The 21,281-nt window shown below is 67.3% G+C and carries 24 protein-coding genes; 10 read left to right on the forward strand and 14 right to left on the reverse strand.

Features of this window, described 5'->3' with window-relative positions; all coding sequences use genetic code 11:
- Positions 1–122: 122 nt before the first annotated feature.
- From J5M86_RS11115 to sigE, 3 genes are all read right to left on the reverse strand, one after another.
- Complete coding sequence (locus J5M86_RS11115) at positions 123–1,145, reverse strand: S1C family serine protease (RefSeq protein ID WP_188059368.1); 1,023 nt, start codon at positions 1,143–1,145, stop codon at positions 123–125.
- Between the two features lie 178 nt (positions 1,146–1,323).
- On the reverse strand, positions 1,324–1,824 hold the full coding sequence (locus J5M86_RS11120; RefSeq protein WP_188059367.1) for an anti-sigma factor: 501 nt from the start codon (positions 1,822–1,824) through the stop codon (positions 1,324–1,326).
- Entirely contained in the window at positions 1,821–2,504 is a 684-nt protein-coding gene (gene sigE / locus J5M86_RS11125) for an RNA polymerase sigma factor SigE (protein WP_255427395.1), read from the reverse strand. Before sigE ends, J5M86_RS11120 begins: the two co-directional genes overlap by 4 nt.
- A gap of 209 nt (positions 2,505–2,713) precedes the next feature.
- Here sigE and J5M86_RS11130 point away from each other — a divergent pair, with 209 nt between their 5' ends.
- Complete coding sequence (locus J5M86_RS11130) at positions 2,714–3,346, forward strand: O-methyltransferase (protein ID WP_188059365.1); 633 nt, start codon at positions 2,714–2,716, stop codon at positions 3,344–3,346.
- A 98-nt stretch (positions 3,347–3,444) separates the two neighbouring features.
- Here the strand turns inward: J5M86_RS11130 and J5M86_RS11135 are convergent, their stop codons facing one another.
- Entirely contained in the window at positions 3,445–3,612 is a 168-nt protein-coding gene (locus tag J5M86_RS11135; protein WP_083450321.1) for a DUF3117 domain-containing protein, read from the reverse strand.
- A 196-nt stretch (positions 3,613–3,808) separates the two neighbouring features.
- Here J5M86_RS11135 and J5M86_RS11140 point away from each other — a divergent pair, with 196 nt between their 5' ends.
- From J5M86_RS11140 to J5M86_RS11155, 4 genes are read left to right on the forward strand one after another with little or no spacing between them, the layout of a single operon-like run.
- Positions 3,809–4,594, forward strand: a complete 786-nt coding sequence (locus J5M86_RS11140) for a PaaX family transcriptional regulator C-terminal domain-containing protein (RefSeq protein ID WP_188059364.1) — start codon at positions 3,809–3,811, stop codon at positions 4,592–4,594.
- A 17-nt stretch (positions 4,595–4,611) separates the two neighbouring features.
- Positions 4,612–5,403: an enoyl-CoA hydratase/isomerase family protein gene (locus tag J5M86_RS11145; RefSeq protein ID WP_188059363.1), complete on the forward strand. Its 792-nt coding sequence runs from the start codon at positions 4,612–4,614 to the stop codon at positions 5,401–5,403.
- 19 nt (positions 5,404–5,422) lie between these two features.
- Complete coding sequence (locus tag J5M86_RS11150; RefSeq protein ID WP_208965019.1) at positions 5,423–5,869, forward strand: NfeD family protein; 447 nt, start codon at positions 5,423–5,425, stop codon at positions 5,867–5,869.
- Positions 5,870–5,872: 3 nt separating this feature from the next.
- Positions 5,873–7,186, forward strand: a complete 1,314-nt coding sequence (locus J5M86_RS11155; RefSeq protein ID WP_188059362.1) for an SPFH domain-containing protein — start codon at positions 5,873–5,875, stop codon at positions 7,184–7,186.
- 187 nt (positions 7,187–7,373) lie between these two features.
- Here the strand turns inward: J5M86_RS11155 and J5M86_RS11160 are convergent, their stop codons facing one another.
- Genes J5M86_RS11160 through dapE form a run of 5 tightly spaced genes read right to left on the reverse strand, consistent with a single transcriptional unit; the run spans position 7,374 to position 11,443 of the window.
- Entirely contained in the window at positions 7,374–8,642 is a 1,269-nt protein-coding gene (locus tag J5M86_RS11160) for a hypothetical protein (protein ID WP_188059361.1), read from the reverse strand.
- Positions 8,639–9,211: a DNA-3-methyladenine glycosylase I gene (locus tag J5M86_RS11165; RefSeq protein ID WP_188059360.1), complete on the reverse strand. Its 573-nt coding sequence runs from the start codon at positions 9,209–9,211 to the stop codon at positions 8,639–8,641. The genes J5M86_RS11160 and J5M86_RS11165 overlap by 4 nt, the downstream gene beginning before the upstream one ends.
- Before the next feature lie 24 nt (positions 9,212–9,235).
- The gene (locus tag J5M86_RS11170) at positions 9,236–9,544 is read right to left on the reverse strand and encodes a DivIVA domain-containing protein (protein WP_244328330.1); all 309 of its coding nucleotides are present in this window, start codon (positions 9,542–9,544) and stop codon (positions 9,236–9,238) included.
- Positions 9,545–9,596: 52 nt separating this feature from the next.
- On the reverse strand, positions 9,597–10,346 hold the full coding sequence (locus J5M86_RS11175; protein WP_188059359.1) for a TIGR00730 family Rossman fold protein: 750 nt from the start codon (positions 10,344–10,346) through the stop codon (positions 9,597–9,599).
- Entirely contained in the window at positions 10,343–11,443 is a 1,101-nt protein-coding gene (gene dapE, locus J5M86_RS11180) for a succinyl-diaminopimelate desuccinylase (protein ID WP_188059358.1), read from the reverse strand. The genes J5M86_RS11175 and dapE overlap by 4 nt, the downstream gene beginning before the upstream one ends.
- A gap of 62 nt (positions 11,444–11,505) precedes the next feature.
- On the opposite strand from dapE, the gene dapD reads away from it, so the two are divergent.
- Together dapD and J5M86_RS11190 are read left to right on the forward strand one after the other, a co-directional pair.
- Positions 11,506–12,450, forward strand: coding sequence for a 2,3,4,5-tetrahydropyridine-2,6-dicarboxylate N-succinyltransferase (dapD, locus tag J5M86_RS11185; protein ID WP_188059357.1), 945 nt, complete (start codon positions 11,506–11,508; stop codon positions 12,448–12,450).
- Positions 12,451–12,455: 5 nt separating this feature from the next.
- Positions 12,456–13,427, forward strand: coding sequence for a hypothetical protein (locus tag J5M86_RS11190; RefSeq protein ID WP_188059356.1), 972 nt, complete (start codon positions 12,456–12,458; stop codon positions 13,425–13,427).
- Positions 13,428–13,526: 99 nt separating this feature from the next.
- Here J5M86_RS11190 and J5M86_RS11195 read toward each other — a convergent pair whose 3' ends face one another.
- From J5M86_RS11195 to fdxA, 3 genes are all read right to left on the reverse strand, one after another.
- Positions 13,527–14,813: a citrate synthase gene (locus J5M86_RS11195; protein ID WP_188059355.1), complete on the reverse strand. Its 1,287-nt coding sequence runs from the start codon at positions 14,811–14,813 to the stop codon at positions 13,527–13,529.
- 141 nt (positions 14,814–14,954) lie between these two features.
- A complete protein-coding gene (dapC, locus tag J5M86_RS11200) occupies positions 14,955–16,058 on the reverse strand; it encodes a succinyldiaminopimelate transaminase (RefSeq protein WP_188059354.1) in 1,104 nt (367 codons plus the stop codon).
- A 5-nt stretch (positions 16,059–16,063) separates the two neighbouring features.
- A complete protein-coding gene (gene fdxA, locus J5M86_RS11205; RefSeq protein ID WP_188059353.1) occupies positions 16,064–16,390 on the reverse strand; it encodes a ferredoxin in 327 nt (108 codons plus the stop codon).
- 229 nt (positions 16,391–16,619) lie between these two features.
- Here fdxA and J5M86_RS11210 point away from each other — a divergent pair, with 229 nt between their 5' ends.
- Positions 16,620–17,498, forward strand: coding sequence for a GNAT family N-acetyltransferase (locus J5M86_RS11210; protein WP_188059352.1), 879 nt, complete (start codon positions 16,620–16,622; stop codon positions 17,496–17,498).
- A gap of 61 nt (positions 17,499–17,559) precedes the next feature.
- Here J5M86_RS11210 and J5M86_RS11215 read toward each other — a convergent pair whose 3' ends face one another.
- Entirely contained in the window at positions 17,560–18,408 is an 849-nt protein-coding gene (locus J5M86_RS11215) for an ABC transporter permease (protein ID WP_188059351.1), read from the reverse strand.
- Complete coding sequence (locus J5M86_RS11220; RefSeq protein ID WP_188059350.1) at positions 18,405–19,301, reverse strand: ABC transporter ATP-binding protein; 897 nt, start codon at positions 19,299–19,301, stop codon at positions 18,405–18,407. Before J5M86_RS11220 ends, J5M86_RS11215 begins: the two co-directional genes overlap by 4 nt.
- 132 nt (positions 19,302–19,433) lie before the next feature.
- Here J5M86_RS11220 and J5M86_RS11225 point away from each other — a divergent pair, with 132 nt between their 5' ends.
- Both J5M86_RS11225 and J5M86_RS11230 read left to right on the forward strand, forming a co-directional pair.
- Positions 19,434–20,630, forward strand: a complete 1,197-nt coding sequence (locus J5M86_RS11225; protein ID WP_188059349.1) for a sensor histidine kinase — start codon at positions 19,434–19,436, stop codon at positions 20,628–20,630.
- A complete protein-coding gene (locus J5M86_RS11230; protein ID WP_188059348.1) occupies positions 20,627–21,268 on the forward strand; it encodes a response regulator transcription factor in 642 nt (213 codons plus the stop codon). The genes J5M86_RS11225 and J5M86_RS11230 overlap by 4 nt, the downstream gene beginning before the upstream one ends.
- Positions 21,269–21,281: the final 13 nt, after the last annotated feature.

Raw genomic sequence — 21,281 nt, forward strand, 5'->3', positions numbered from 1 at the left:
TCAGATCGCACGGACGCAGCACAGCCTAGTTGCTTTCCGCGGGCACTCGGAAAGGCGTCCCGTTCGCGCGAGGAGCCCGATCATGCGACGGGTCGACGAATGGATGGACCGGCGACTCCGCTCTAGCTACCGGCTTCGGTCTGCACGGTCACCGAACGCTGTCGGCCGTCTGCTTCGACGCCCAACGTGATCGTGGCGCCGATCGGCTTGGAACGCAGCGTCACCAGGAAGGTCTTGGGATCCTTGGTCGGCGTGCCGTCGATCGAGGTGATCACGTCACCCTCCTTGACGCCGCCCCGCTGCGCCGGACCTGCGGCAGTGACCTTGGAGACCTTCACCCCTGGGCCCGCGTAATCGGGCGAGAACTCCATGCCGATCACCGGGTACTCAGCTTTGCCGGTGCGGATCAGCTGGTCGGTGGTGCGCTGCACCTGGGCAGCCGGGATGGCGAATCCCAGCCCGATGTTGCCGCCGCCGCGGGAGGAGTAGATGGCGGAGTTGACGCCGATGACACGGCCGTCGAGGTCGAGCAGCGGTCCGCCGGAGTTGCCCTGGTTGATCGCAGCATCGGTCTGGATGGCATTCATGTAGGAAGTGTCGGAACTACCACTGGAGGAACCCGAGGAGTCGCCGCCAGTCACGACGGGACGATTGAGTGCACTGACGATGCCGGTGGTGACCGAACCGGTGAGCCCGAGCGGCGCTCCGACGGCGACGACCGACTGGCCTACCTTGAGGTCGTCGGACTTGCCGAGGGCGAGCACCGGCAGACCGGTCTTGTCGACCTTGAGCACCGCCAGGTCGTACGTGGGTGAGGTGCCGACGATCTTCGCTTCGGTCTCGCTCTGGTCAGAGAAGATGACGGTGAGCTTGTCGCCACGACCGTTGGCGGTGGCCACGTGATTGTTGGTCACGATGTGCCCGTCGGCCCGAAGGACGAATCCTGACCCGGTGCCGATCGGTCGACCCGAGGAGTCACTGACCCGGATGGTCACGACGCTGGGAAGCGCCTTGGTGGCGATCGATTCGACGGCACCGGTGGCCGCAGCTGTGGTGCCCGGCTCCGAGCGATCGGCCAGGTAGCCGCCCGCCACGCCGCCGAGGCCTCCGCACGCCAGCGCCAGCACCGCCGCCCCGGTGACCATGCGTCCGGTGCGCCGAGGTGGAGCCGGCGGGGGCGCAGCAACGGCACCTTGGCCGGGGGCGCCGAAAGGCCCCTGCGGTGGACGGCTCAGTGGGGCTGTACCCGGGCTGTTGTCGGGGGTGTGTCGCGGTGAGGGGGTGTGCTGCGGTTGGCCGGGCCGACCACCCGGCGGCGCACTGTCAGGGCTTGGGTGCATCGACGATCGAGGGCTGGAATCCGATCACTCGCGCAGGAGAAACCTGCTGCGGCGAAAGTGAAGAACGCGAGGGCATGCGGGTCTGGGTGGCGTCCGGCGCCGGCACGTGGATCGCCACGACCGCCGCACTGAGGCAACCCACCACGGCGAGCGCTGCGATACCCACGGGCTTGCGCGCCGAGACATACTGCGCGGGCGCATGGCTGTTGAGTGTGGCCACCGATCCGCCCGTGCGGTTCGGCCGGCGGACCGGCATGGGCTCGGTCGGTAGGTCACTCAGGCTCAGCAGCCCCGCCATGAAGTCGGACTCGCGGGCCGGAGCTGACGGGGCGCCGCGGAGTCGGCCGAGCAACTCCCGCTCAGCAGCGACCTCCATGCGGCAGCACTGGCACGCGATGAGGTGACGCTCGAACGGCTCGCGCTCCTTCGCCGTCAGCAGACCATCGGCGTAGTCGACCAGCAGGTCGTGCTCGGGACAGGTCATCCAGCCACCCCGGCGGGACGGCGCAGCCCCAGGGAGCTGCGGGCGGGCGCGGAACCGATGGGCTCCGCGACAGGCCGCACAGCAGGATCGCGGTGGGCCAGCGCAGCACGCAACTGGGCGCGTCCGCGGTGGATGCGCGAACGAACGGTGCCGAGCTTCACGTCGAGCGTGGCGGCGACCTCTTCGTAGGAAAGGCCCTCGATGTCGCACAACACGACCGCGGCCCGGAAGTCGGGTGACAACGCGTCGAGCGCCCGCTGGATGTCGTCGTCGAAGTTGGCGTCGGCGTAGATCTGCTCGGGGCTCCCGGTGCCGCTGACCAGACGGGCTGCGGCGTCGTCGGAGAGCGCATCGAACCTGATGCGCTGCTTGCGCCGCATCTTGTCGAGGAAAACATTCGTGGTGATGCGGTGCAACCAGCCCTCGAAGGTGCCGGGGCGGTAGGAGTCGAGCGAGCGGAAGACTCGCACGAAGACGTCGTGGGTGAGGTCTTCTGCGTCGTGCACGTTGCCGGTCAGGCGGTACGCCAGTCGGTAGACCCGACCGGAGTGCTCAGCGACGATCTCCTCCCAGGTCGGCGGCTTCCAGCCTGCCGGTGCGTGGTCGGGAACCACTGTCTTGGTTCGCTTCACCGTCGTCCTCTCGGGCGTCCTGCTCATCGCGTTGATCGTCGTCGTCATCGTTGTCCCCCGTCGTCCGTTCCATTCACTGCGTGGTCCACGATCGCGCAGTGACCTGTGTGCCCGCTGTGCGTGCACCATCACGTCGATCAGACCGTTACCGGAACAGACGCCGGAGAGCGTCGATCGGTTCAACGATGCGTACGACGTGTTTGTTTCCCCGCCGACATTTTCGCAGGTCTTCGGTCGGACAAGTAGATTGGACGCCCATGACATCGATGCGACCCGGCACTTGGACCTACGCCGAGGAATTCACCCCCGAACCCGAGGTGATCGAGCGTGCACGGGCTCGTGGCGAAGCCCTCGGATGCGTGCCCGTCGGCAGCGGCACCGGTGCAGCTCTGCGGATGTTGGCGGCGGCGAACCATGCGCGCTCGGTCGTCGAGATCGGCACCGGCGCCGGAGTGAGCGCCCTGTGGCTCCTGGCCGGCATGCCGCAGGACGGCATCCTGACGACCATCGACATTTCCACCGAGCACCAGCACGCCGCCAAGCAGGCTTTCGCCGAAGCCGGCTACGCGCCGCAACGCACGCGCGCGATCGTCGGCAGCGCGTTGTCGGTGCTCCCCCGCCTCACCGACGGCGGGTACGACCTGGTGCTGGTCGACGGTGAGAAGACGGAGTACCCGCAGTACGTCGAGCAGGCACTGCGCCTGCTGCGGCCCGGCGGGGTGCTCGCGGTCGACAACATGTTGTGGCACGACCAGGTGGCAGACCCGGCCGCTCGCGACGAAGTGACACGGACGCTGCGCGACCTCGGCAAACAGTTGCGCGACGACGAAGGTCTCTCCACCGCTTTGCTCCCGGTCGGTGACGGTCTGCTGGTCGCTGTCAAGCGCTGACCCACCCCCCTCGCGGGCCCGAACCCGCGCCCCATCGACGACACAAGCGGGGCTGCGACCGATCCGGTCGCAGCCCCGCTTATGCGAGTCATTCGGCGTCAGCCGATGCAGCCCTTGATGGCATCGCCCAGTGCCGCAGCTTCCTCGGCGTTCATCTCGACCACGAGGCGGCCACCGCCCTCGAGCGGCATGCGCAGCAGGATGCTGCGGCCTTCCTTGGTGACTTCGAGCGGGCCGTCGCCAGTCCTCGGCTTCATCGCCGCCATGGGTGCTTCCCCTTCCAATGCGTGATCGCTGGTCTGAAGGACGTACCGGATCACGCAGATGTTGATGCCGTGTGCACCGGCAGGTACGTCCAAGGTTCAATCCATTATCGCTTGTGACGGCGCTCATAGGAAATCTCTGCGCCGACGAATCTGGCGGTTGCCAGGTCGCGCTCGGCGCCCGTGCGACGATGGCGCCATGCTTGCCAGGTCCGCGGTGTTCGACATCTACGGCGACCACCTGCTCGCGGGCTCGGGCTGGGCGCCCGTCGCTGCGCTGGTCCAACTCACCGGGGATGTCGATGTGGCTCCGGCCGCCACCCGCACCGCCATCTCGCGGATGGCCCGTGAGGGATGGCTCGCGGCAGACACCCGGCACGGAGTACGCGGGTATCACCTCACCGAGCGGGCGCGTGCCCGACTGACATCGGCCGCCGGACGCATCTACTCCGACGCCCCCGCGTGGGAGGGCCACTGGCACCTGGTGGTCGTGGAACACAGCACCGACCGTTCGCAGCGGGCTCGGGTGCAGGCCTCGATGGGCTACCTGGGGTATGCCCGGCTGGCCGCTGACACCTGGGTGGCGCCGCGCCGCAGCGACGACCTGTCGCAGACCCTCGACCTCGGCTACCGCGAGTTCTTCGCCCGGATGGAGAGCGATCCGCAGTCTTTCGCTTCTTCGCTGTGGGACCTCCCGCAGCTGAGCGAATCACTGCGGGCCTACGACCGATGGCTGACAACTCTCCTCCAGGGCTTCCCGGACGATCCGACCGACCGGCAGTGCTACGCCACCCGTGCCCGCGCGCTGCACGAGTGGCGCAAGTTCCTCTTCACCGATCCAGGTCTTCCGCCGGAGGTCCTTCCCGACTCCTGGCCCGGCACCGACGCTGCTGCTCACTTCCGGCGGGTGGCCAGCCGTCTGCGGCCGGGTGCGGCCGCGTACGTTCAGGGGTGTATCGAGATCGCATTGCGCAGGAGTGCTTAGTTGACGAAGGAAGATCGATGAGCGAAAAGACCGTGGTCGTCGAACGTGACGGCGGTGTTGCGACCGTCCGGATCAACCGTCCGGACGAGATGTGTGCCCTGGACATCCCGACCAAGGAAGCGCTGCTCGCTGCGCTGCGCGATGTCGCTGATGACGCCGACGTGCGGGTGGTCGTGCTGACCGGCACCGGTCGCGCCTTCTGCGTGGGCCAAGACCTCAAGGAGCATCTCGGCCTGCTTGAGTCCGGCGCCGACGCACTCACCACGACCGTGAGCGAGCACTACAACCCGATCGTCGAGCTCATCTCCACGATGAACAAACCGGTGATCGCCGCGGTCAACGGCGTCGCAGCCGGCGCCGGAGCATCCTTCGCCTTCGCGGCCGATCTACGCATCGTCCATGCGAACGCCGGGTTCAATCTGGCCTTTACCGGCATCGCGTTGTCCTGCGACTCCGGCGCTTCCTGGACCCTCCAGCGCCTCGTCGGCACGGCCAAGGCCAAGGAACTGCTCTACTTCCCCCGCACGGTGAAGGCGGACGAGGCCTTGGCACTCGGCCTGGCCACTCAGGTCGTCCCGGCTGCCGAATTCGACTCTGCTGTAGCGGAGTTGGCGCAGCGCCTTGCCAACGGTCCGACTCTGGCCTACGGCTCCGTGCGTCGCGCGGTCGCCTACTCGGCAACTCATGACCTCGCCGAATCGTTGGCTCATGAAGGGGAGCTCATGACCCTCACCGGGTTCTCCGCCGACCACCGCGCCGCGGTCGACGCCTTCGTGGCCAAGCGGCCTGCGGTGTTCGAAGGCCGCTGAGGGCAGAAAGGACACCACCGTGGATGGAGACGTGATCTTCTGGATCATCGCCGGCCTCGCCCTGATCGGGCTCGAAGTGCTGGTGGGTGAATTCGTCCTGCTGATGCTGGGCGGCGGTGCGCTGGCAGCTGCGGGTGCGGCGGCCGTGGGTGCCGAGGTCTGGCAGAGCGCACTCGTGTTCGCGATCGTGTCGATCGCGCTCCTGCTGCTGGTGCGACCGCCCTTGAAGCGGCACTACATGTCGGGTCCGGTGCACGCGATGAACGCGGACGCCCTGCTCGGCACGCGCGCTGAGGTGATCGAACACGTGAACGCCGACAGTGGGCTCGTGCGCATTGACGGCGGGGAATGGTCGGCCCGCCCGGCCCGGCCGGGTCTGACCTTCACGCCGGGTGAGAAGCTTGTGGTGGAACGCATCGACGGCCCCATCGCCTTCGTCGACAGCGACAATCCTGAGGGGAACTGAAACATGGAACCAATCCTGATCATTGCAGCGATCATCGCGCTGCTCGCAGTGCTGATCGTGGTCAAGTCGGTGGCGCTGGTGCCTCAGGCCGAAGCGGCTGTCGTCGAGCGTCTGGGCCGCTACACCAAGACGGTGTCGGGCCAGCTGCTGTTCCTGATGCCTTTCGTCGATCGCATCCGCGCCAAGGTCGACCTGCGCGAGCGCGTCGTCAGCTTCCCGCCCCAGCCGGTCATCACCGAGGACAACCTGACGGTCAACATCGACACCGTCGTCTACTTCCAGGTGACCGACCCGCGCTCGGCCGTCTACGAGATCAACAATTACATCGTCGGTGTCGAGCAGCTGACCACCACCACCCTTCGCAACGTGGTCGGTGGCATGACGCTCGAGGAAACTCTCACCTCCCGTGAGCGCATCAATTCGCAGCTACGTGGCGTGCTCGACGAAGCCACCTCGCGCTGGGGTCTGCGTGTGGCCCGCGTCGAACTGAAGTCGATCTTCCCGCCGCCCTCCATCCAGGAGTCGATGGAGAAGCAGATGAAGGCCGACCGCGAGAAGCGCGCCACCATCCTGGCTGCCGAAGGTCACCGTGAGTCGGCGATCAAGTCGGCCGAGGGTGACAAGCAGAGCCAGATCCTGGCCGCCGAGGGCGCCAAGCAGGCCGCGATCCTCGCCGCCGAGGGTGACCGGCAGTCGCGCATCCTGCGCGCTCAGGGTGATCGAGCCGCGAAGTACCTCATGGCCCAGGGTGAGGCGAAGTCGATCGAGAAGACCTTCGCCGCAATTCGCGCGAGCAAGCCCACGCCCGAGCTCTTGGCGTACGAGTACATCCGCCAGATCCCGAAGATGGCCGAGGGCGAGGCCAGCAAGGTCTGGGTCGTGCCGACCGATTTCGGTTCGGCGCTGCAGGGCTTTGCGAAGTCGTTCGGTCAGCAGACCGGCGACGGCAGCTTCACCTACACGATGCCCGACTACGGCGAGGCACCCGAGGTGCACGACGAGGACGTCGCTGACTGGTTCGACCTCGCGCGCGATCCCGCGGTGGCCAAGGCGGTTGCCGAAGCCGAGGCCGTTGCCCGCCAGTCGGTCGACCACGAGCTGCCCGGACGTAGTTCCTCCGGCAGCGGTTCTGGATCGAGCGCGTCCAGCGTCCCGCCCGCAGCACCGGAGCCCGCTGAACCGGCTGGTGACCCGCGCGCCATCACCTCCGGTGACGGTGGACAGACGCAGAGCTTCCCGGTCGTGCCGCCGCAGCAGGCCGGTGGATCGCAGCAGACCCAGGGCGTGCAGCTGCCCAAGGCTCCCGGCCAGGAGTGACATCGCAGCTCATTCGCTGAGCACGCAGAAGGCCGCCCGCTCGATGCGGGCGGCTTTCTCGTGTCCGAACCCTCTGATGCATCCGCGCCGATCCGCCACAAACCGGACGCAAAACGCACGCGACACGCCGTGCGGGCGTGCTTTTTGCGTCCGGTTTGTGGCCCTTTCGCGGCAGGCCGGAGACCGCTCAGATCGCGTTGTCAGCCGGTGGGACGAAGCGCAGCAACTCCCACACCCACCAGATCTGCCACGCCATGAAGAGCAGCGTGAAGGCTGCGGTGCGCCAGCCCACCAGCAGGCGATCAGCGGCACGTCGCTGCGCTGCGCCGACCAGCACGGCGCCCACGGGCCAGAGGAAGAGCAGGAAACGGTAGGTGCTGGTCCAGACGTCCACCACCGCGAGCAGGTAACAGCAGTACGACACCATCCAGGCGCGCAGCACGAAACCCAGTCCGCGCGACCAGGGTCCGGCGATGAGCAGGAACCCGCAGGTCACCATGACGAACAGCACGACCACGCCGATGCCGTCGCCGAAGAAGATCTGGAAGTTGTTGATCCACGGCTCGAACGGGGTGACCCCGCCCGGCGCCCGCCACGCCGACTGGGTGAGCGTGTACGCATCGAGCTGACCGGTGCGCCAGGCAGCGACGGCCGGCCACGCCAGACCCGACAGGCCGGTGGCGATCAGGGTGCAGATCGCGCCGATGACGTCCCGACGCCGCACCCGCAGCACCTGCCGACGCAGGTACATCCGCACCAGCACAGCGACCACGACCCCGACCAGGGACAACGCGATCGGACGCTCGAAACCCAGCAGAAGGGCCGCGGCACAGGCATCGGGCCAGCGCTGCCTGGTGATTGCCCAGAGGAAGACGGTGGCCAGCAGGATGCCGAGCGATTCGGTGTAGGCCATCTGCAGCACCGGCGATGACGGCGCGGTCGAGAAGAGCAGGGTGGCGGCGAAAGCTCCGGTTGCGCCGATCCGCTCGCGCAGCAGCACCGCCATCAACATGACCGCGCCCCCGGCGGCGACCAGGGAGAGCAGCGACCCGGCGACGCCGAACGGGGCGCCGGTGACGGCCATCAGACCGGCCGTCATCGCGGGGAACAACGGCAGGAAGGCCCAGGTGTTCTGCTCGACGGTGCCGTCGTTGTTCATCGGCAGTTGCTCGGGATAACCCTCGCGCAGGATCTGTTCGTACCACTTGCCGTCCCAGGAGTGGACGACATCCCAGTAGCCGAGGGGCCCGGTGGCGCCATCGCGGTAGGCCACGATGATTTCCGCGTTGTGCGGAGCCATCCACGTGACCAGCACGGCCGAGTAGCCGCGCGCGAGCAGATAGGCGCCGAGCACCCACAACAGCAGATGCGACTGCAACGAGGTGGTGAAGCGAGCCCGCAAGCGACGCAGTGCGGACCCAGCCGACTGCGCGGGTGCTGCTTCGAGACCAGTCATCGGACGACGCCGTGCCGGTGGCAATCGACCACGTGGTCGTCGACCAGGCCGCAGGCCTGCATCGCGGCGTACATGGTGGTGGGGCCGACATGCGCGAAGCCATGACCCTTCAGCGCCTTGGCCAACGCGACCGATTCGGGTGTGGTGGCCGGCACCTCGGCTTCAGTCAGGCGCGGTGCGGGGCGCGCAGGGGCGTGCGCCCAGATCAGGGCGTCCAGGCCGCCGTGATCGCGCAGCGCGATGGTCGCGCGGGCATTGGTGATCGTCGCCTCGATCTTGCGTCTGTTGCGCACGATGCCGGCGTCGGCCATCAGCCGGTCGACGTCGCCCTGGCCGTACTCGGCGATCGCGTCGGGCACGAAGCCGTCGAAGGCCGCACGGAAGGCGGGCCGCTTGCGCAGGATCGTGATCCACGACAGCCCTGACTGGAAGGCCTCCAGGCACAGCCGTTCGTACAGCGCCTGCTCACCGTAAACCGGCACTCCCCACTCCTGGTCGTGATAGGCGACGTAGAGCGGATCGACCCCCGCCCACGCACAACGGCGCAGTTCGCCGCTTCCGGCGTCCATGTGCTTCTCCCCCAGGGGCCGCCCTCAGTGGTCGGCGGTGTTCCGTAGCTGCGAGCGCAGGTCGGCGATTTCGGCGTCGCGGTCGTCGAGCGCGCTGCGCAGTCGGTCGAGTACGTCGTCCACCTGACCCATCCGGTAACCGCGAGCCGTCTGATCGAAGCGAAGCTTGGAGACCTCCTCGGAGGTCAGATGACCCTCGGGAAGGGCTTCGAAGGCGCTGGTGCGCACCGGGTCGTCCATCGAGCCGTCGATCACGCCCCCGAAGCGACCCATGACGGCAGCGACAGCCAGCCCCGTGACGATCACGAGCAGGACGATGAGAAGTGCGATCACTCCGTCAGGGTAATGCCCGATCCTTCGCCGCAGGTGGCCCGTGCGTGGGGCGTCACTGCTCGCCGGCGAGCTTGCGGTCTTCGCGCACGACGATCTCGACCGCTTCGGCGGGGGTGTCGACCACGTGGAAGCGGGAGATGTCCCCTTCGTTGATCATGCCCTCCTCCAGCAGCGTCCGGCTGATGAATTCGAGCATCGGCGCCCAGAAGTCCTTGCCGATGAGCACCAACGGGAAGCTGGTGATCTTCTGGGTCTGCGCGAGCGTGACAGCCTCGAAGAGTTCATCAAGGGTGCCGAACCCACCCGGCAGCACGATGTAGCCCAGCGAGTACTTCACGAACATCGTCTTGCGCACGAAGAAGTAGCGGAAGTCGACGCCGAGGTCGACGTAGTCGTTCAGCCCCGACTCGAAGGGCAGCTCGATGCCGAGACCGACGCTGGTGCCGCCTGCTTCACGGGCGCCACGGTTGGCCGCCTCCATCGCACCCGGCCCACCGCCGGTGATGACGGCGTACCCGGCTTCGGCTAGCAGACGTCCGACCTCCACCGCGTTGGCGTAGTGCTCGCTGTCGGGCTTCAGTCGTGCCGAACCGAAGACCGAAATCGCCGGGCCGAGTTCGGCCAGCGCACCGAAGCCTTCGACGAATTCGGCCTGGATGCGCATCACCCGCCAGGGGTCGGTGTGCAGCCAGTCGGAATCGGGTTGGCGGTCGAGCAGGCGCTGGTCGGTGGTGGTGCGGGGCACCTGCGAGCCACGCAGGGTGGTGGCACCGCGCAGGTAGACGCGACGGTCGGGGCTCATCGCTGCTCTTCCTGGCCGGTCGACGCGGCATCGGGTGAGAGCCAGCGGCGCATGGCCGCGAGGCCGTCGGTGATCTGCTGCTCGGGGCACCACTCGTCGTCGGTGTGGGCGAGGTTCGGATCGCCAGGGCCGAAGTTGACCGCAGGGACGCCGAGCGCTGAGAACTGAGCCACGTCGGTCCAGCCCTCCTTGCCGATCACCGGCAGGGCGAGCGCCGCGACGAAGCCCTGGGCGGCCGGCTTGTCGAGGCCCGGTTTGGCGCCGTCGGCGGCGTCCTTGAGCGTCACCTCGTAACCGTTGAAGACATCGCGCAGGTGGGCCAGCGCCTCCTCGGTGTCGCGGTCGGGCGCGTACCGGTAGTTGACCGACACCACGCAGCGGTCGGGGATGACATTGCCGGCGATGCCACCTTCGATACCGACGGCGTTGAGTGCTTCGTGGTAGTCGAGGCCTTCGACGTTGACCGTGCGCGGCTCGTACTTCGCCAGACGCGCGAGAATCTCGCCGGCTTCATGGATCGCGTTGTGCCCGTTCCAGGGCCGAGCCGAGTGAGCGGCGATGCCCTTGGCGCTGACGTCGACGCGCATCGTGCCCTTGCAGCCGCCCTCGATGCCGCCGTTGGTCGGTTCGAGCAGCACCGCGAAGTCGGCCTCAAGCCATTCGGGGTGTTCGCGGGCGATGCGAGCCAGCCCGTTGAACTCCGCCTCGATCTCCTCGCAGTCGTAGAAGACGAAGGTGATGTCGCGGGTGGGCTCGGTCACCTGCGCCGCCAGCGCGAGTTGCACAGCGACACCGGCCTTCATGTCGGTGGTGCCGCGCCCCCGGAGGCGACCGTCCTGACGGTGCACCGGAAGGTTCGGCGGATCGGTGATCGGCACGGTGTCGATGTGTCCGGCGAGCACCACTCGCTCGGCCCGGCCGAGATCGGTGCGGGCGATGACCACATTGCCGTCACGGACGACCTCTAGGTGGGCGAGCGGCCGCAGCGCCTCCTGGATCGCGTCGGCGATCCGGGTCTCGTCCTTGCTCACCGAGGGGATGTCGCACAGCGCAACAGTGAGGTCGACGACGTCCGCGTTCAGGTCCAGAGATGCCATGACCCCATCTTGGCGGACGGTCGCTCCCGCGCTTGCGCTGGTGCCTGGCCTAGCCTGGCTCCATGACCGCGCAGCGCACGGCCTGGGGTTACGGCCTGGCCACCACGACCTACGACGACCGCATCCTCGACACCTGGTTCCCCGCCCCGGCATTGGGTGAGGCACCCGTCGACGATCCCCACGCAGCGCCAGCAGAACTCTCGGCCCAGGTGGCAGACGACCCTCGTCGCAGTGTGCGCACCACGGTGGTGCTGGTCAGCATCGACCTCGACGAGGCACCCAAGGACGTCCCGGACGCCTACCTTCGCCTGCACCTGCTGTCACACCGCCTGGTCGAACCCAACACCATCAATCTCGACGGACTCTTCGGGGTGTTGCAGAACGTCGTGTGGACCAGCGCCGGTCCGTGCGCTCCCGAAGACTTCGAGCAGACCCGCATGAAGCTTCGGATCGAGGGCCCATTGCACGTCTTCGGCGTCGACAAGTTCCCACGGATGACCGACTACGTCGTGCCGAGCGGCGTCCGCATCGCTGATGCCGACCGCGTCCGGCTCGGGGCCCACCTGGCCTCCGGCACCACCGTCATGCACGAGGGCTTCTGCAATTTCAACGCCGGCACCGTCGGCACCTCGATGGTCGAAGGACGCATCGTGCAGGGCGTCACCGTGGGCAACGGCTCCGACATCGGCGGCGGCGCCTCGATCATGGGCACGCTGTCAGGCGGGGGCACCGAGCGGGTGACGATCGGCGAACGCTGCCTGATCGGCGCGCAGGCCGGCATCGGTATCGCCCTGGGCGACGACTGCGTCGTGGAGGCCGGCCTCTACATCACCGCCGGCACGAAGGTACGGATGCCGGACGGTTCGGTGCGCAAGGCGCGGGAGCTCTCCGGCGGCTCGAACATGCTGTTCATCCGCAACTCCGAGACCGGCGTGGTGGAGTGCCGCGAGCGCAAGGGTCAGGGCATCGTCCTCAACGAGGCCCTGCACGCCAACAGCTCCGACTGACCACGGTGTTCGGACGACGAAAGCGACAGGACGAGTCTGCCGACCTGTACGACGACCATCACGACTTCGATGACGAGTGGGACCAGGACGCCATCGAGCTCGGTGGCCACACCTTTGCCTCCGATCGGCGCCGCCGCCCGTGGACGACCTTCCTGGGCTGTCTGCTTCCACTGGGTCTGGTCGGGCTGATCGCCGGGGGCGGCTACTACGGCTACCAACGCCTCACCGACTCGATCGGCTCCAACACCTGCAAGGTGCGCGACGACCGCTTCGACTACCAGTGGTCGCCGGAGCAGGTGGCCAACGCCGGCACGATCAGCCTCGTTGGCAACCACCGCTTCAAGCTGCCGCCCCGTGCTTCGCAGATCGCGAACGCCACCGCGATCCAGGAGTCGAAGCTGCGCAATCTGCGTGGCGGAGACCGTGATTCGCTCGGTCTCTTCCAGCAGCGTCCGAGCATGGGTTGGGGCACCGCTGACGAGATCCTCGACCCGGTCTACGCCAGCACTCGGTTCTACCAGGCATTGGTGAAGGTGGAGGGCTGGCAGACCCGTCCGCTCACCGAGGTGGCCCAGGACGTGCAGAAGTCCGGCTTCCCCGATGCCTACGCCGACCACGAGACGCAGGGACGCGTGCTGGCCACGGCTTTCCACGGCAGCTTCCCCGGGGCGGTGGGCTGCCGGCTCGATGACCCGACCGGTGCCGGCTCAGCGGCGGATGTGGTCACCAAGCTGCGCAATCAGAGCAATCTGACGGCAACTGCCGGTGACAAGCGCGTGGTCTTCCGCGGCGCGAGCTCCGCCCAGGCGTGGGGCGTGGCCCACTGGGCAGTCGGGCACGCACAATCGGAGAACATCACCGCCGTCACCGTCGGCGACCGCACCTGGACCCGGCAGAAGGGCAAGGACGGTTGGCAGTGGTCGAACGCCGACCGACCGACCGGCAGCCCGAACCTCGTGCGGATCGACCTCGCCTGAGGCGAGCCGGAGCACGCATCCCGGCCCACCGCGCCAGCGACAAATGCAGAGCGCCCCGCCACTTCCATGGAAGTGGCGGGGCGCTCTGGTTCAAGCGGTTCAGGCGGAGGGGTAGTCGCGCTCCGTCGCACCGACGTAGACCTGACGCGGGCGGCCGATCTTGGTCGCCGGGTCTTCCATCATCTCGCGCCACTGGGCGATCCAGCCGGGCAGACGACCGATGGCGAACAGGACGGTGAACATCTCCGTCGGGAAGCCCATCGCCTTGTAGATGATGCCGGTGTAGAAGTCGACATTCGGGTAGAGCTTGCGCGAGACGAAGTAGTCGTCCGAGAGCGCAATCTCCTCCAGACGGCGAGCCATCTGCAGCTTCGGGTCGTCGACACCGAGGGCGGCGAGCACCTCGTCGGCGGCCTCCTTGACGATGGCCGCGCGCGGGTCGTAGTTCTTGTAGACCCGGTGGCCGAAGCCCATGAGCTTGACGCCGTCTTCCTTGTTCTTCACCTTTTCGACGAACTTGTCGACGTCGCCGTCGAAGTCCTTCTCGATGGTGTCGAGCATCTCCAGCACCGCGGAGTTGGCGCCACCGTGCAGCGGACCCGACAGGGCGTGGATGCCGGCCGAGATGGAGGCGAAGAGGTTGGCGTGGCCCGAACCGACCAGACGCACGGTCGACGTGGAGCAGTTCTGCTCGTGGTCGGCGTGCAGGATGAACAACTGGTCGAGCGCCTTGGTGACCACCGGGTTGGGGGTCCAGTCCTCGGTCGGGTAACCGAAGGTGAGGCGCAGGAAGTTCTCGACGAGGTCGAGGTTGTTGTCGGGGTAGAGCGTCGGCTGACCCTGGCTCTTCTTGAAGGCATACGCGGCGATCGTGGGCAGCTTGGCCATCAACCGGATGGTCGAGAGCTCGACCTGCTTCTTGTCGGTGATCGACAGGGAGTCCTGGTAGAACGTGCCGAGCGCCGAAACAGCCGCCGACAACACCGACATCGGGTGTGCGTCGCGCGGGAATGCCGCCAGGAGATCCTTGAGGTCCTCGTGCAGCATCGTGTGGCGCTGGATCTTGGCGGTGAACTCCGCCAACTCCTCCTTGGAGGGCAGCTCGCCGTAGATCAGCAGGTAGGAGGTCTCCAGGAAGGTCGACTTCTCGGCCAACTGGTCGATCGGGTATCCGCGATAGCGCAGGATGCCTGCGTCACCGTCGATGTAGGTGATGGCCGACTTACACGATGCGGTGTTGACGAAACCGACGTCGAGCGTGGCGTTGCCGGTTTCTTTCAACAGCGCCGAGATGTCGTAACCATCGTTACCCTCGGTCGCCGGGATCACGGCGAATTCGAGCGTCTTGTCACCCGCGGCAAAGGTGGCCGGAGCGGTGTCAGTCATAAGGAAGAGCCTTCCGTCCTCGCTGGAACCGGCGGAGCCGGTTGCTGAGCCTTCGATGACGGTACCCCAGGCTCGACGTCGAGAACGGGGCACCCCGAAGGTGAAGAATTGCAGGTTTTCCGGTGCGGTGAAACGCCGGGGTCACGCATTGAGCAACCGGCGAGCCGCCGCAGCGATCCGCTCGTCCGCAGCAGTGAGGGCAATGCGGACGTGCGCAGCTCCGAGCGCGCCGTAGAAGTCGCCCGGAGCAGCCAGGACGCCGAGGCCAGCCAGTTCGTCGATCGTCTCCCGACACGGCTTGCCTTTGCTCGCCCAGAGGTAGAGACCGGCGTCGGAAAAACCTGTGCGCCAACCGGATTCGTCGAGCGCTGCACTCAACGTCTCGCGTCTGCGGCGGTAGATCTCCTTCTGCGCCGCCACGTGGGCGTCGTCCTGGACGCCCGCCAGCAGTGCTCGCTGCACCGGCCACGGCACGATCATGCCGGCGTGCTTGCGGAACTCCACGAGCCCGCGCACCAAGCTCGGGTCGCCAGCGACGAAGGCTGCCCGGTAGCCGGCGACGTTCGACTGCTTACTGAGTGAGTAGACCGCGAGCAGCCCGGTGTGGTCACCTCCGCAGACCCGCTCGTCCAGGATGCTCGGTGTGGAGAGGTCGTTGGTGTCACGCCAGTCGAGTTCGGCATAGCACTCGTCGCTGGCCACGATCACGCCTCGTTCGCGTGCCCAGCGCACGACCTTGGCGAGGTGGTCGACCGGCAGCACCTGCCCGGTGGGATTGCCAGGAGTGTTGAGCCACAACAGTTTCGGGGCACGTGGACCGAACTGCAGCGTCGACTGCGCCGGCATCGGCGTCGCGCCTGCGATGCGGGCACCGACGTCGTACGTGGGATAGGCGACCTCGGGGAAGCCGACGATGTCGCCCTGACCCAACCCGAGGATCGTCGGCAACCAGGCGACGAGTTCCTTACTCCCGATGGTCGGCATGACGCCGTCCGGGTCGGCACCCGGTGCGTTGCGCCGGCGGGCGAACCACGCTGCGATCGCCTCACGCAGATCGGGCGTGCCCCAGACCTGCGGGTAGCCCGGCGCATCGGACGCCGCGCGTAGCGCGTCCTGGATCACCTGCGGTGTGGGGTCGACGGGCGTGCCGACCGAGAGGTCGACGATGCCGTCCGGATGGGACTGTGCGACGGCCTTGGCCGCGGCGAGGGAATCCCAGGGGAAGTCGGGAAGCTGACGCCTCACCGTCGTCACTCGTCGTGTTCCTGCGGCGGCAGAGCGGCGATCAGCGGGTGGTCCTTGTCGATCATGCCCATCTTGGCGGCGCCGCCGGGGCTGCCGAGGTCGTCGAAGAACTCGACATTGGCCTTGTAGTAGTCGGCCCACTCCTCCGGGGTGTCGTCCTCGTAGTAGATCGCCTCGACCGGGCAGACCGGTTCGCACGCGCCACAGTCGACGCACTCGTCGGGGTGGATGTAGAGGCTGCGCGCACCTTCGTAGATGCAGTCGACCGGGCACTCCTCGATGCACGCCTTGTCCTTGAGGTCTACGCAAGGCTGGGCGATGACGTACGTCATGAGGAATCCTCCTGGATTTCCGGTGTTCGCGAGCCGGTTGCCCGGCTCGGTGAATCATGTGTCTGAGGGCTTTGGCGACTCGACCTAGTATGCAACTCCTATGGACGAAGGCTTAAGTAAGTCTCACCTTTCAAGTCGGCTCCGTGTCGGGCGGCGCGTCGCTGTCCGTTACCGGATCGAACGCCTCGCCCCCACCGCTGCAGGTCTGACCGACGTCACCGGTGAGCTCGTGGACTCCGACGCCGAGTCGCTGACCGTCGAATCCCGCACCGGCGAGGTGACGATTCCGTGGGCGCTGGTGGTGGCCGCGAAGGAGATCCCAGCTCGCGCCACCCGCCCAGGTCGTCCGCATCTCATGATCTCGATCGAGAATCTGCAGCGCCTGATGGTCGACGGCCTGCCACCACTCCTTGAACGCTCCATCGGCGACTGGCTGCTGCGCAGCTCCGAGGGCTACACGGGCCGGGCGAATTCCGTTCTCGCGGTGGGTGATCCGCAGATTCCCGTGGCTGAAGCCGTCGATGAGGTGATCGCGGCCTACAGCGAGCTCGGCAGACCCACGTTGTTCCAGATCGCCGGACCCACCGGCTTCGATCCCGCGGATGAGCCCGTCGGCGCGGCCGTGCTCGAGCGGGGCGGACGCTTGTTCCAACGAACCATGGTGATGACCGCTGCCGCGGCCGAGGTCGCACTGGCGAAGCCCGCACCGAACTCCGCCGTGCAGGTGCTGCCAGCGCCGTCAGCGCAGTGGTGGCAGGCCTCCAGCCCCCGCACGCAGGAGCACCAGGGCATCGCAGCTCGGTTGCTGGAGCAGGTCGCAGAAGGGCGCTACCTCACCCTGCTCACCGATCAGCCCGTGGCTGCAGCGCGGATCGCCTACTCCCCCGGCTGGGTGGGGGTCTTCGATCTGCACGTGCGAGCAGACCTGCGCGGCACCGGATTCGGACGAACGCTCACCGGTGAGGCCGCGCGGGACGCGGGCCTGCGCGGTGTGCGTTCGATGTATCTCCAGGTCAGCCAGGACAACGAGGCAGCCGTCGCGTTGTACGAATCACTCGGCTTCACCACGCATCACGAGTACTACTACGGACGGATCGAAAAAGCGTGATGCGGCTCGTCGCTCCCCCTGATGAGCGACGAACCGCATCCCGCCTTGTCTCGCCTATGGGTCAGGCGCTTTTGACCTCGCTGCGCACCATCCGCACCAGACCGAGCGTCACCGGAATGACCACCCAGATCAGCACTGACACCGCGAGCTTGGCCCAGTCGTCACCCTGCATCTGCCCCTGAAACAGCGGGGCCGTGGTCACGCTCGTATCGGCCCACTGGGCGACCGTCCGCATCCAGGAGATCGCACCGAGCATCGTCCACACGATCGGCAGGAACAGGTAAGCGACGATCGCGCCCGGGGTGTTCTGGATCAGCGCGCCGAAGGCAAATCCCATCCCGACATTGATCAACTGCGCCACGAGGATGCCGAACAACACCTGCCAGCCCACGTGCCAGGAGGGCTCCGAGCCACGGACTGCCTGGGTGAGCACGGTGAAGACGGCAGCCGTCGCCGCCCCGAGCAGCATGATGGCCATCGAGGTCAGCAGCACCGCCACGAGCTTCGAGCCCGCCACGCGGGTGCGCTTGGGTTCGAGGGTGAAGGTGACCAGACCGGTGCGCTGCGACCATTCGGTGGTCACCGCGAGAATGCCCAGGATCGGCAGCAGGAAGCTCTGCGGAATGATCGTCGCCTGGAGGAAGTTCTCGAAGTCCTTGCTCTGCGACGCCTTCCCGGTGAAGACGAGGATTCCCACGACGATCGTGGTGATGGCCGCGATGGCGATGAGCAACCAGCGTCCGCTGCGGGTGTCGACCAGCTTGCGCAATTCCACCTTGACCAGGCGGGTGAACGGGATGCCCGAGACATCGTCCTTGGCGAGCCTGGCGGGGAGTCGCACACCTGCCGTCTGCCGCTCATGGGTCTGGGCGGGCGGAGCGTGGTGGGAGTGGGTGGCTGTGGTGTTCATGCGGAGACTCCTTCGCGAGCGTCGGCTGCGGTGAGTTGGAGGAACATGTCCTCCAGGCCGGATGCGCCGGCCGAGGTGAGTTCGGTGAGGACGATCTGCTGCTCGAGTGCGGTCTGCCCGACGACGATCGGCTCGGCATCGACGTGCAGTGTGGCTCCGGCCGGGATGACCTGGATCTGCTTGTGCGCCAGGGCTTGTGCCAACTTGGCGTTGTCGGCGCTCGTAACCGAGGTGCCCGCTGCAGCCAGCAGTTGCGATTTCTCGCCCTGGGCGACGATGCGTCCCCGACCGATGACCACCAGGTCGTCGGCGACCACTTCGATCTCGTGCAACAGGTGGGACGACAGCAGCACGGTGCCGCCTTCGTCGGCGAAACCGCGCAGCAGGCTGCGCATCCACCGGATACCGGCGGGGTCGAGCCCGTTGGCCGGCTCGTCAAGGATGAGCACCTGCGGATCACCGAGCAGTGCAAGAGCGATGCCGAGACGCTGCCGCATTCCCAGCGAGTAGTTGCGCACCTGGCGTTTCGCCTCGACAGCGGTGAGGCCCACGACCTCGAGCAGCTCATCGACGCGCGAGGACGGCAGTCCCATCGTCAGCGCGCCGAGCGCCAGCACCTCGCGGCCGGTGCGCCCGGGGTGTTGGGCGGACGCGTCCAGCAGCACGCCGACGTGGCGGCCCGGGTTGGGCAGGTCGGTGTAGTTGTGCTCGAGAATGGTCGCGCTGCCCGAGGTCGGCGGGGTGAGGCCCACCATCATCCGCATGCAGGTCGACTTGCCGGCACCGTTGGGTCCGAGGAAGCCGGTCACTCGTCCGGCTCGCGCGGTGAAGGTGACGTCGTCGACAGCTGCATGTGCGCCGTACTTCTTGGTCAATCCGTTGATTGTGATCATGCATCGATCGTGCTCGGCGCAGGGGTGTTCGCACATCGGCCTCGGGGATGCACTTGGTGCGACTTAGGTAGGGGGTGCACACCGACCGATGGACGATGTCGCCACCCGCCCGCGAGACCTACGCTGAACCGCGTGACCACGACGACGCGACCGGCCCGCACCCGGGGATGGCTGTGGGGTGAGTTCTGGCGACTGTCGGTGGCAGCGACGTTCGCTTCGATCACGGTGCTCGCGCTCTCCGCGACCGAGTTGCCCGACTTCAAGTACGGCTCGCCCTGGTGGGTGGTGGAGGCGGCCGCCGCGCTCGTGGCCCTGGCCGCCCTGCCCTTCCGTCGACGCTGGCCGGTGCCGGTTGCGGCACTGACGATCAGCCTCGCAGCGGTCTCCGTCGCAGCCGCAGCGCCTGCGGCCATCTGTTTCATCTCACTGTGCACCCACCGGCGCACGAAGCAGATCGTGTGGGCCTCGATCGGTTGGTTGGTCTCGGCCACCTTCTACGAGTTGGTGGTCCATCCGGAGCTCAACGCCACCCAGGGCGACCGCATCAGCAGCATCGTCATCACGGTGTTGAGCACGGCCTTCTGCGTGGCGGTCGGCCTCGCCATCGGTTCGCGGCGTGAGCTGGTGTCGAATCTGCAGCAGCAGGTGGAAACCGCAGCATCGCAGGAACGCTCGCGGGTACAGCAGGCTCGCCTGGGCGAACGCAGCCGCATCGCGCGGGAGATGCACGACGTCCTGGCCCACCGCATCTCGCTGGTGGCTCTGCACTCGGGTGCGTTGGCCTATCGCACCGACCTCTCACCCGAGCAGGTGCGCGATACCAGCGCCGTGATCCGTGACAATGCCGAACTCGCACTCGCGGAACTACGCGAAGTGCTGGGCGTGCTGCGTCAGGACGACGCCGGTGCCATCGAGCCCCCGCAGCCGAACCTGACCGAACTGGACTCGTTGATCATGCAGGCCCGCGAGGCGGACGGTCCGGTGGACCTGGTGACCGACGGCGACTTGGACGATGTGCCGGAAACGTTGTCGCGCAGCGCCTTCCGCATCGTCCAGGAGGTGCTGACCAACCGGCGCAAGCACGCGCCGGGCCAGCGCCTCCACCTCGACCTCACCCGGCACGACACCGAATTGACGATCCGGGCGGCCAACTCCCTGCCCAGCGGCCACGACCTGGGCCTGCCGGAGTCGGGCCTCGGACTGATCGGCCTGGCCGAGCGGGTGTCGCTTGCCGGCGGCACCCTGCGTCACGGGGTCGACCGCTCACACCGGTTCGTCCTGACCGCCGTGCTGCCATTGCACCGCGTCGATGAGAGGCTCGACCCATGATTCGGGTGCTGTTGGTGGACGATGATGCGATGGTGCGGGCCGGGCTCACCCTGATTCTGGGCGGATCGCCCGTGCTGGAGATCGTCGGTGAGGCCCCCGATGGTGCCGCTGGGGTGGCAGCGGTCAGCGAGCTGCAGCCCGACGTCGTGCTGATGGACATCCGGATGCCGGTGCTCGACGGGGTCGAAGCGACTCGTCGCATCCGTTCGATGGTTTCGCCGCCGCACGTGATCGTGCTGACCACCTTCGATGCTGACGATCTGGTGGTCCGTGCGCTGCAAGCTGGGGCGAGCGGATTCCTGCTCAAGGACACCCGTCCCGAGCAACTCGTCGGTGCGATCGAGGCGGTCTGTGCGGGCGAGCCATTCCTGTCGCCGAGCGTCACCCGTCAGTTGGTGGAGAAGGTGACGGCAGCGGCGCCTGCCGACCCGCGCGGGGCGAAGCTCCTGGCGCAACTGACCGAGCGGGAGCACGAAGTGGCCGTGCTGCTCAGCCGCGGACTCTCGAACGCCGACATTGCCGCAGACCTCTTCATGAGCGTGCCCACCGTCAAGGCGCACGTGTCACGCATCCTGGGCAAGCTCGGCGTCGACAACCGCGTGCAGGCAGCGATCCTCATTCACGAAACGCTGCGCTGATCACTTCAAAGGC

Source organism: Yimella sp. cx-51 (genome assembly GCF_017654605.1).
In the GTDB taxonomy this organism is placed as follows: domain Bacteria; phylum Actinomycetota; class Actinomycetes; order Actinomycetales; family Dermatophilaceae; genus Yimella.

Bases quoted from the DNA above. Each gene is read 5' to 3' on its own strand.
- J5M86_RS11215 (WP_188059351.1), bottom strand. From the start codon at position 18,408: ATGAACACCACAGCCACCCACTCCCACCACGCTCCGCCCGCCCAGACC.
- fdxA (WP_188059353.1), bottom strand. From the start codon at position 16,390: ATGACGTACGTCATCGCCCAGCCTTGCGTAGACCTCAAGGACAAGGCG.
- J5M86_RS11135 (WP_083450321.1), bottom strand. From the start codon at position 3,612: ATGGCGGCGATGAAGCCGAGGACTGGCGACGGCCCGCTCGAAGTCACC.
- J5M86_RS11130 (WP_188059365.1), top strand. From the start codon at position 2,714: ATGACATCGATGCGACCCGGCACTTGGACCTACGCCGAGGAATTCACC.
- J5M86_RS11220 (WP_188059350.1), bottom strand. From the start codon at position 19,301: ATGATCACAATCAACGGATTGACCAAGAAGTACGGCGCACATGCAGCT.
- J5M86_RS11120 (WP_188059367.1), bottom strand. From the start codon at position 1,824: ATGACCTGTCCCGAGCACGACCTGCTGGTCGACTACGCCGATGGTCTG.
- dapE (WP_188059358.1), bottom strand. From the start codon at position 11,443: ATGGCATCTCTGGACCTGAACGCGGACGTCGTCGACCTCACTGTTGCG.
- J5M86_RS11195 (WP_188059355.1), bottom strand. From the start codon at position 14,813: ATGACTGACACCGCTCCGGCCACCTTTGCCGCGGGTGACAAGACGCTC.
- dapD (WP_188059357.1), top strand. From the start codon at position 11,506: ATGACCGCGCAGCGCACGGCCTGGGGTTACGGCCTGGCCACCACGACC.
- J5M86_RS11145 (WP_188059363.1), top strand. From the start codon at position 4,612: ATGAGCGAAAAGACCGTGGTCGTCGAACGTGACGGCGGTGTTGCGACC.
- J5M86_RS11115 (WP_188059368.1), bottom strand. From the start codon at position 1,145: ATGGTCACCGGGGCGGCGGTGCTGGCGCTGGCGTGCGGAGGCCTCGGC.
- J5M86_RS11160 (WP_188059361.1), bottom strand. From the start codon at position 8,642: ATGACTGGTCTCGAAGCAGCACCCGCGCAGTCGGCTGGGTCCGCACTG.
- J5M86_RS11165 (WP_188059360.1), bottom strand. From the start codon at position 9,211: ATGGACGCCGGAAGCGGCGAACTGCGCCGTTGTGCGTGGGCGGGGGTC.
- sigE (WP_255427395.1), bottom strand. From the start codon at position 2,504: ATGACGACGACGATCAACGCGATGAGCAGGACGCCCGAGAGGACGACG.
- J5M86_RS11155 (WP_188059362.1), top strand. From the start codon at position 5,873: ATGGAACCAATCCTGATCATTGCAGCGATCATCGCGCTGCTCGCAGTG.
- J5M86_RS11175 (WP_188059359.1), bottom strand. From the start codon at position 10,346: ATGAGCCCCGACCGTCGCGTCTACCTGCGCGGTGCCACCACCCTGCGT.
- J5M86_RS11140 (WP_188059364.1), top strand. From the start codon at position 3,809: ATGCTTGCCAGGTCCGCGGTGTTCGACATCTACGGCGACCACCTGCTC.
- J5M86_RS11230 (WP_188059348.1), top strand. From the start codon at position 20,627: ATGATTCGGGTGCTGTTGGTGGACGATGATGCGATGGTGCGGGCCGGG.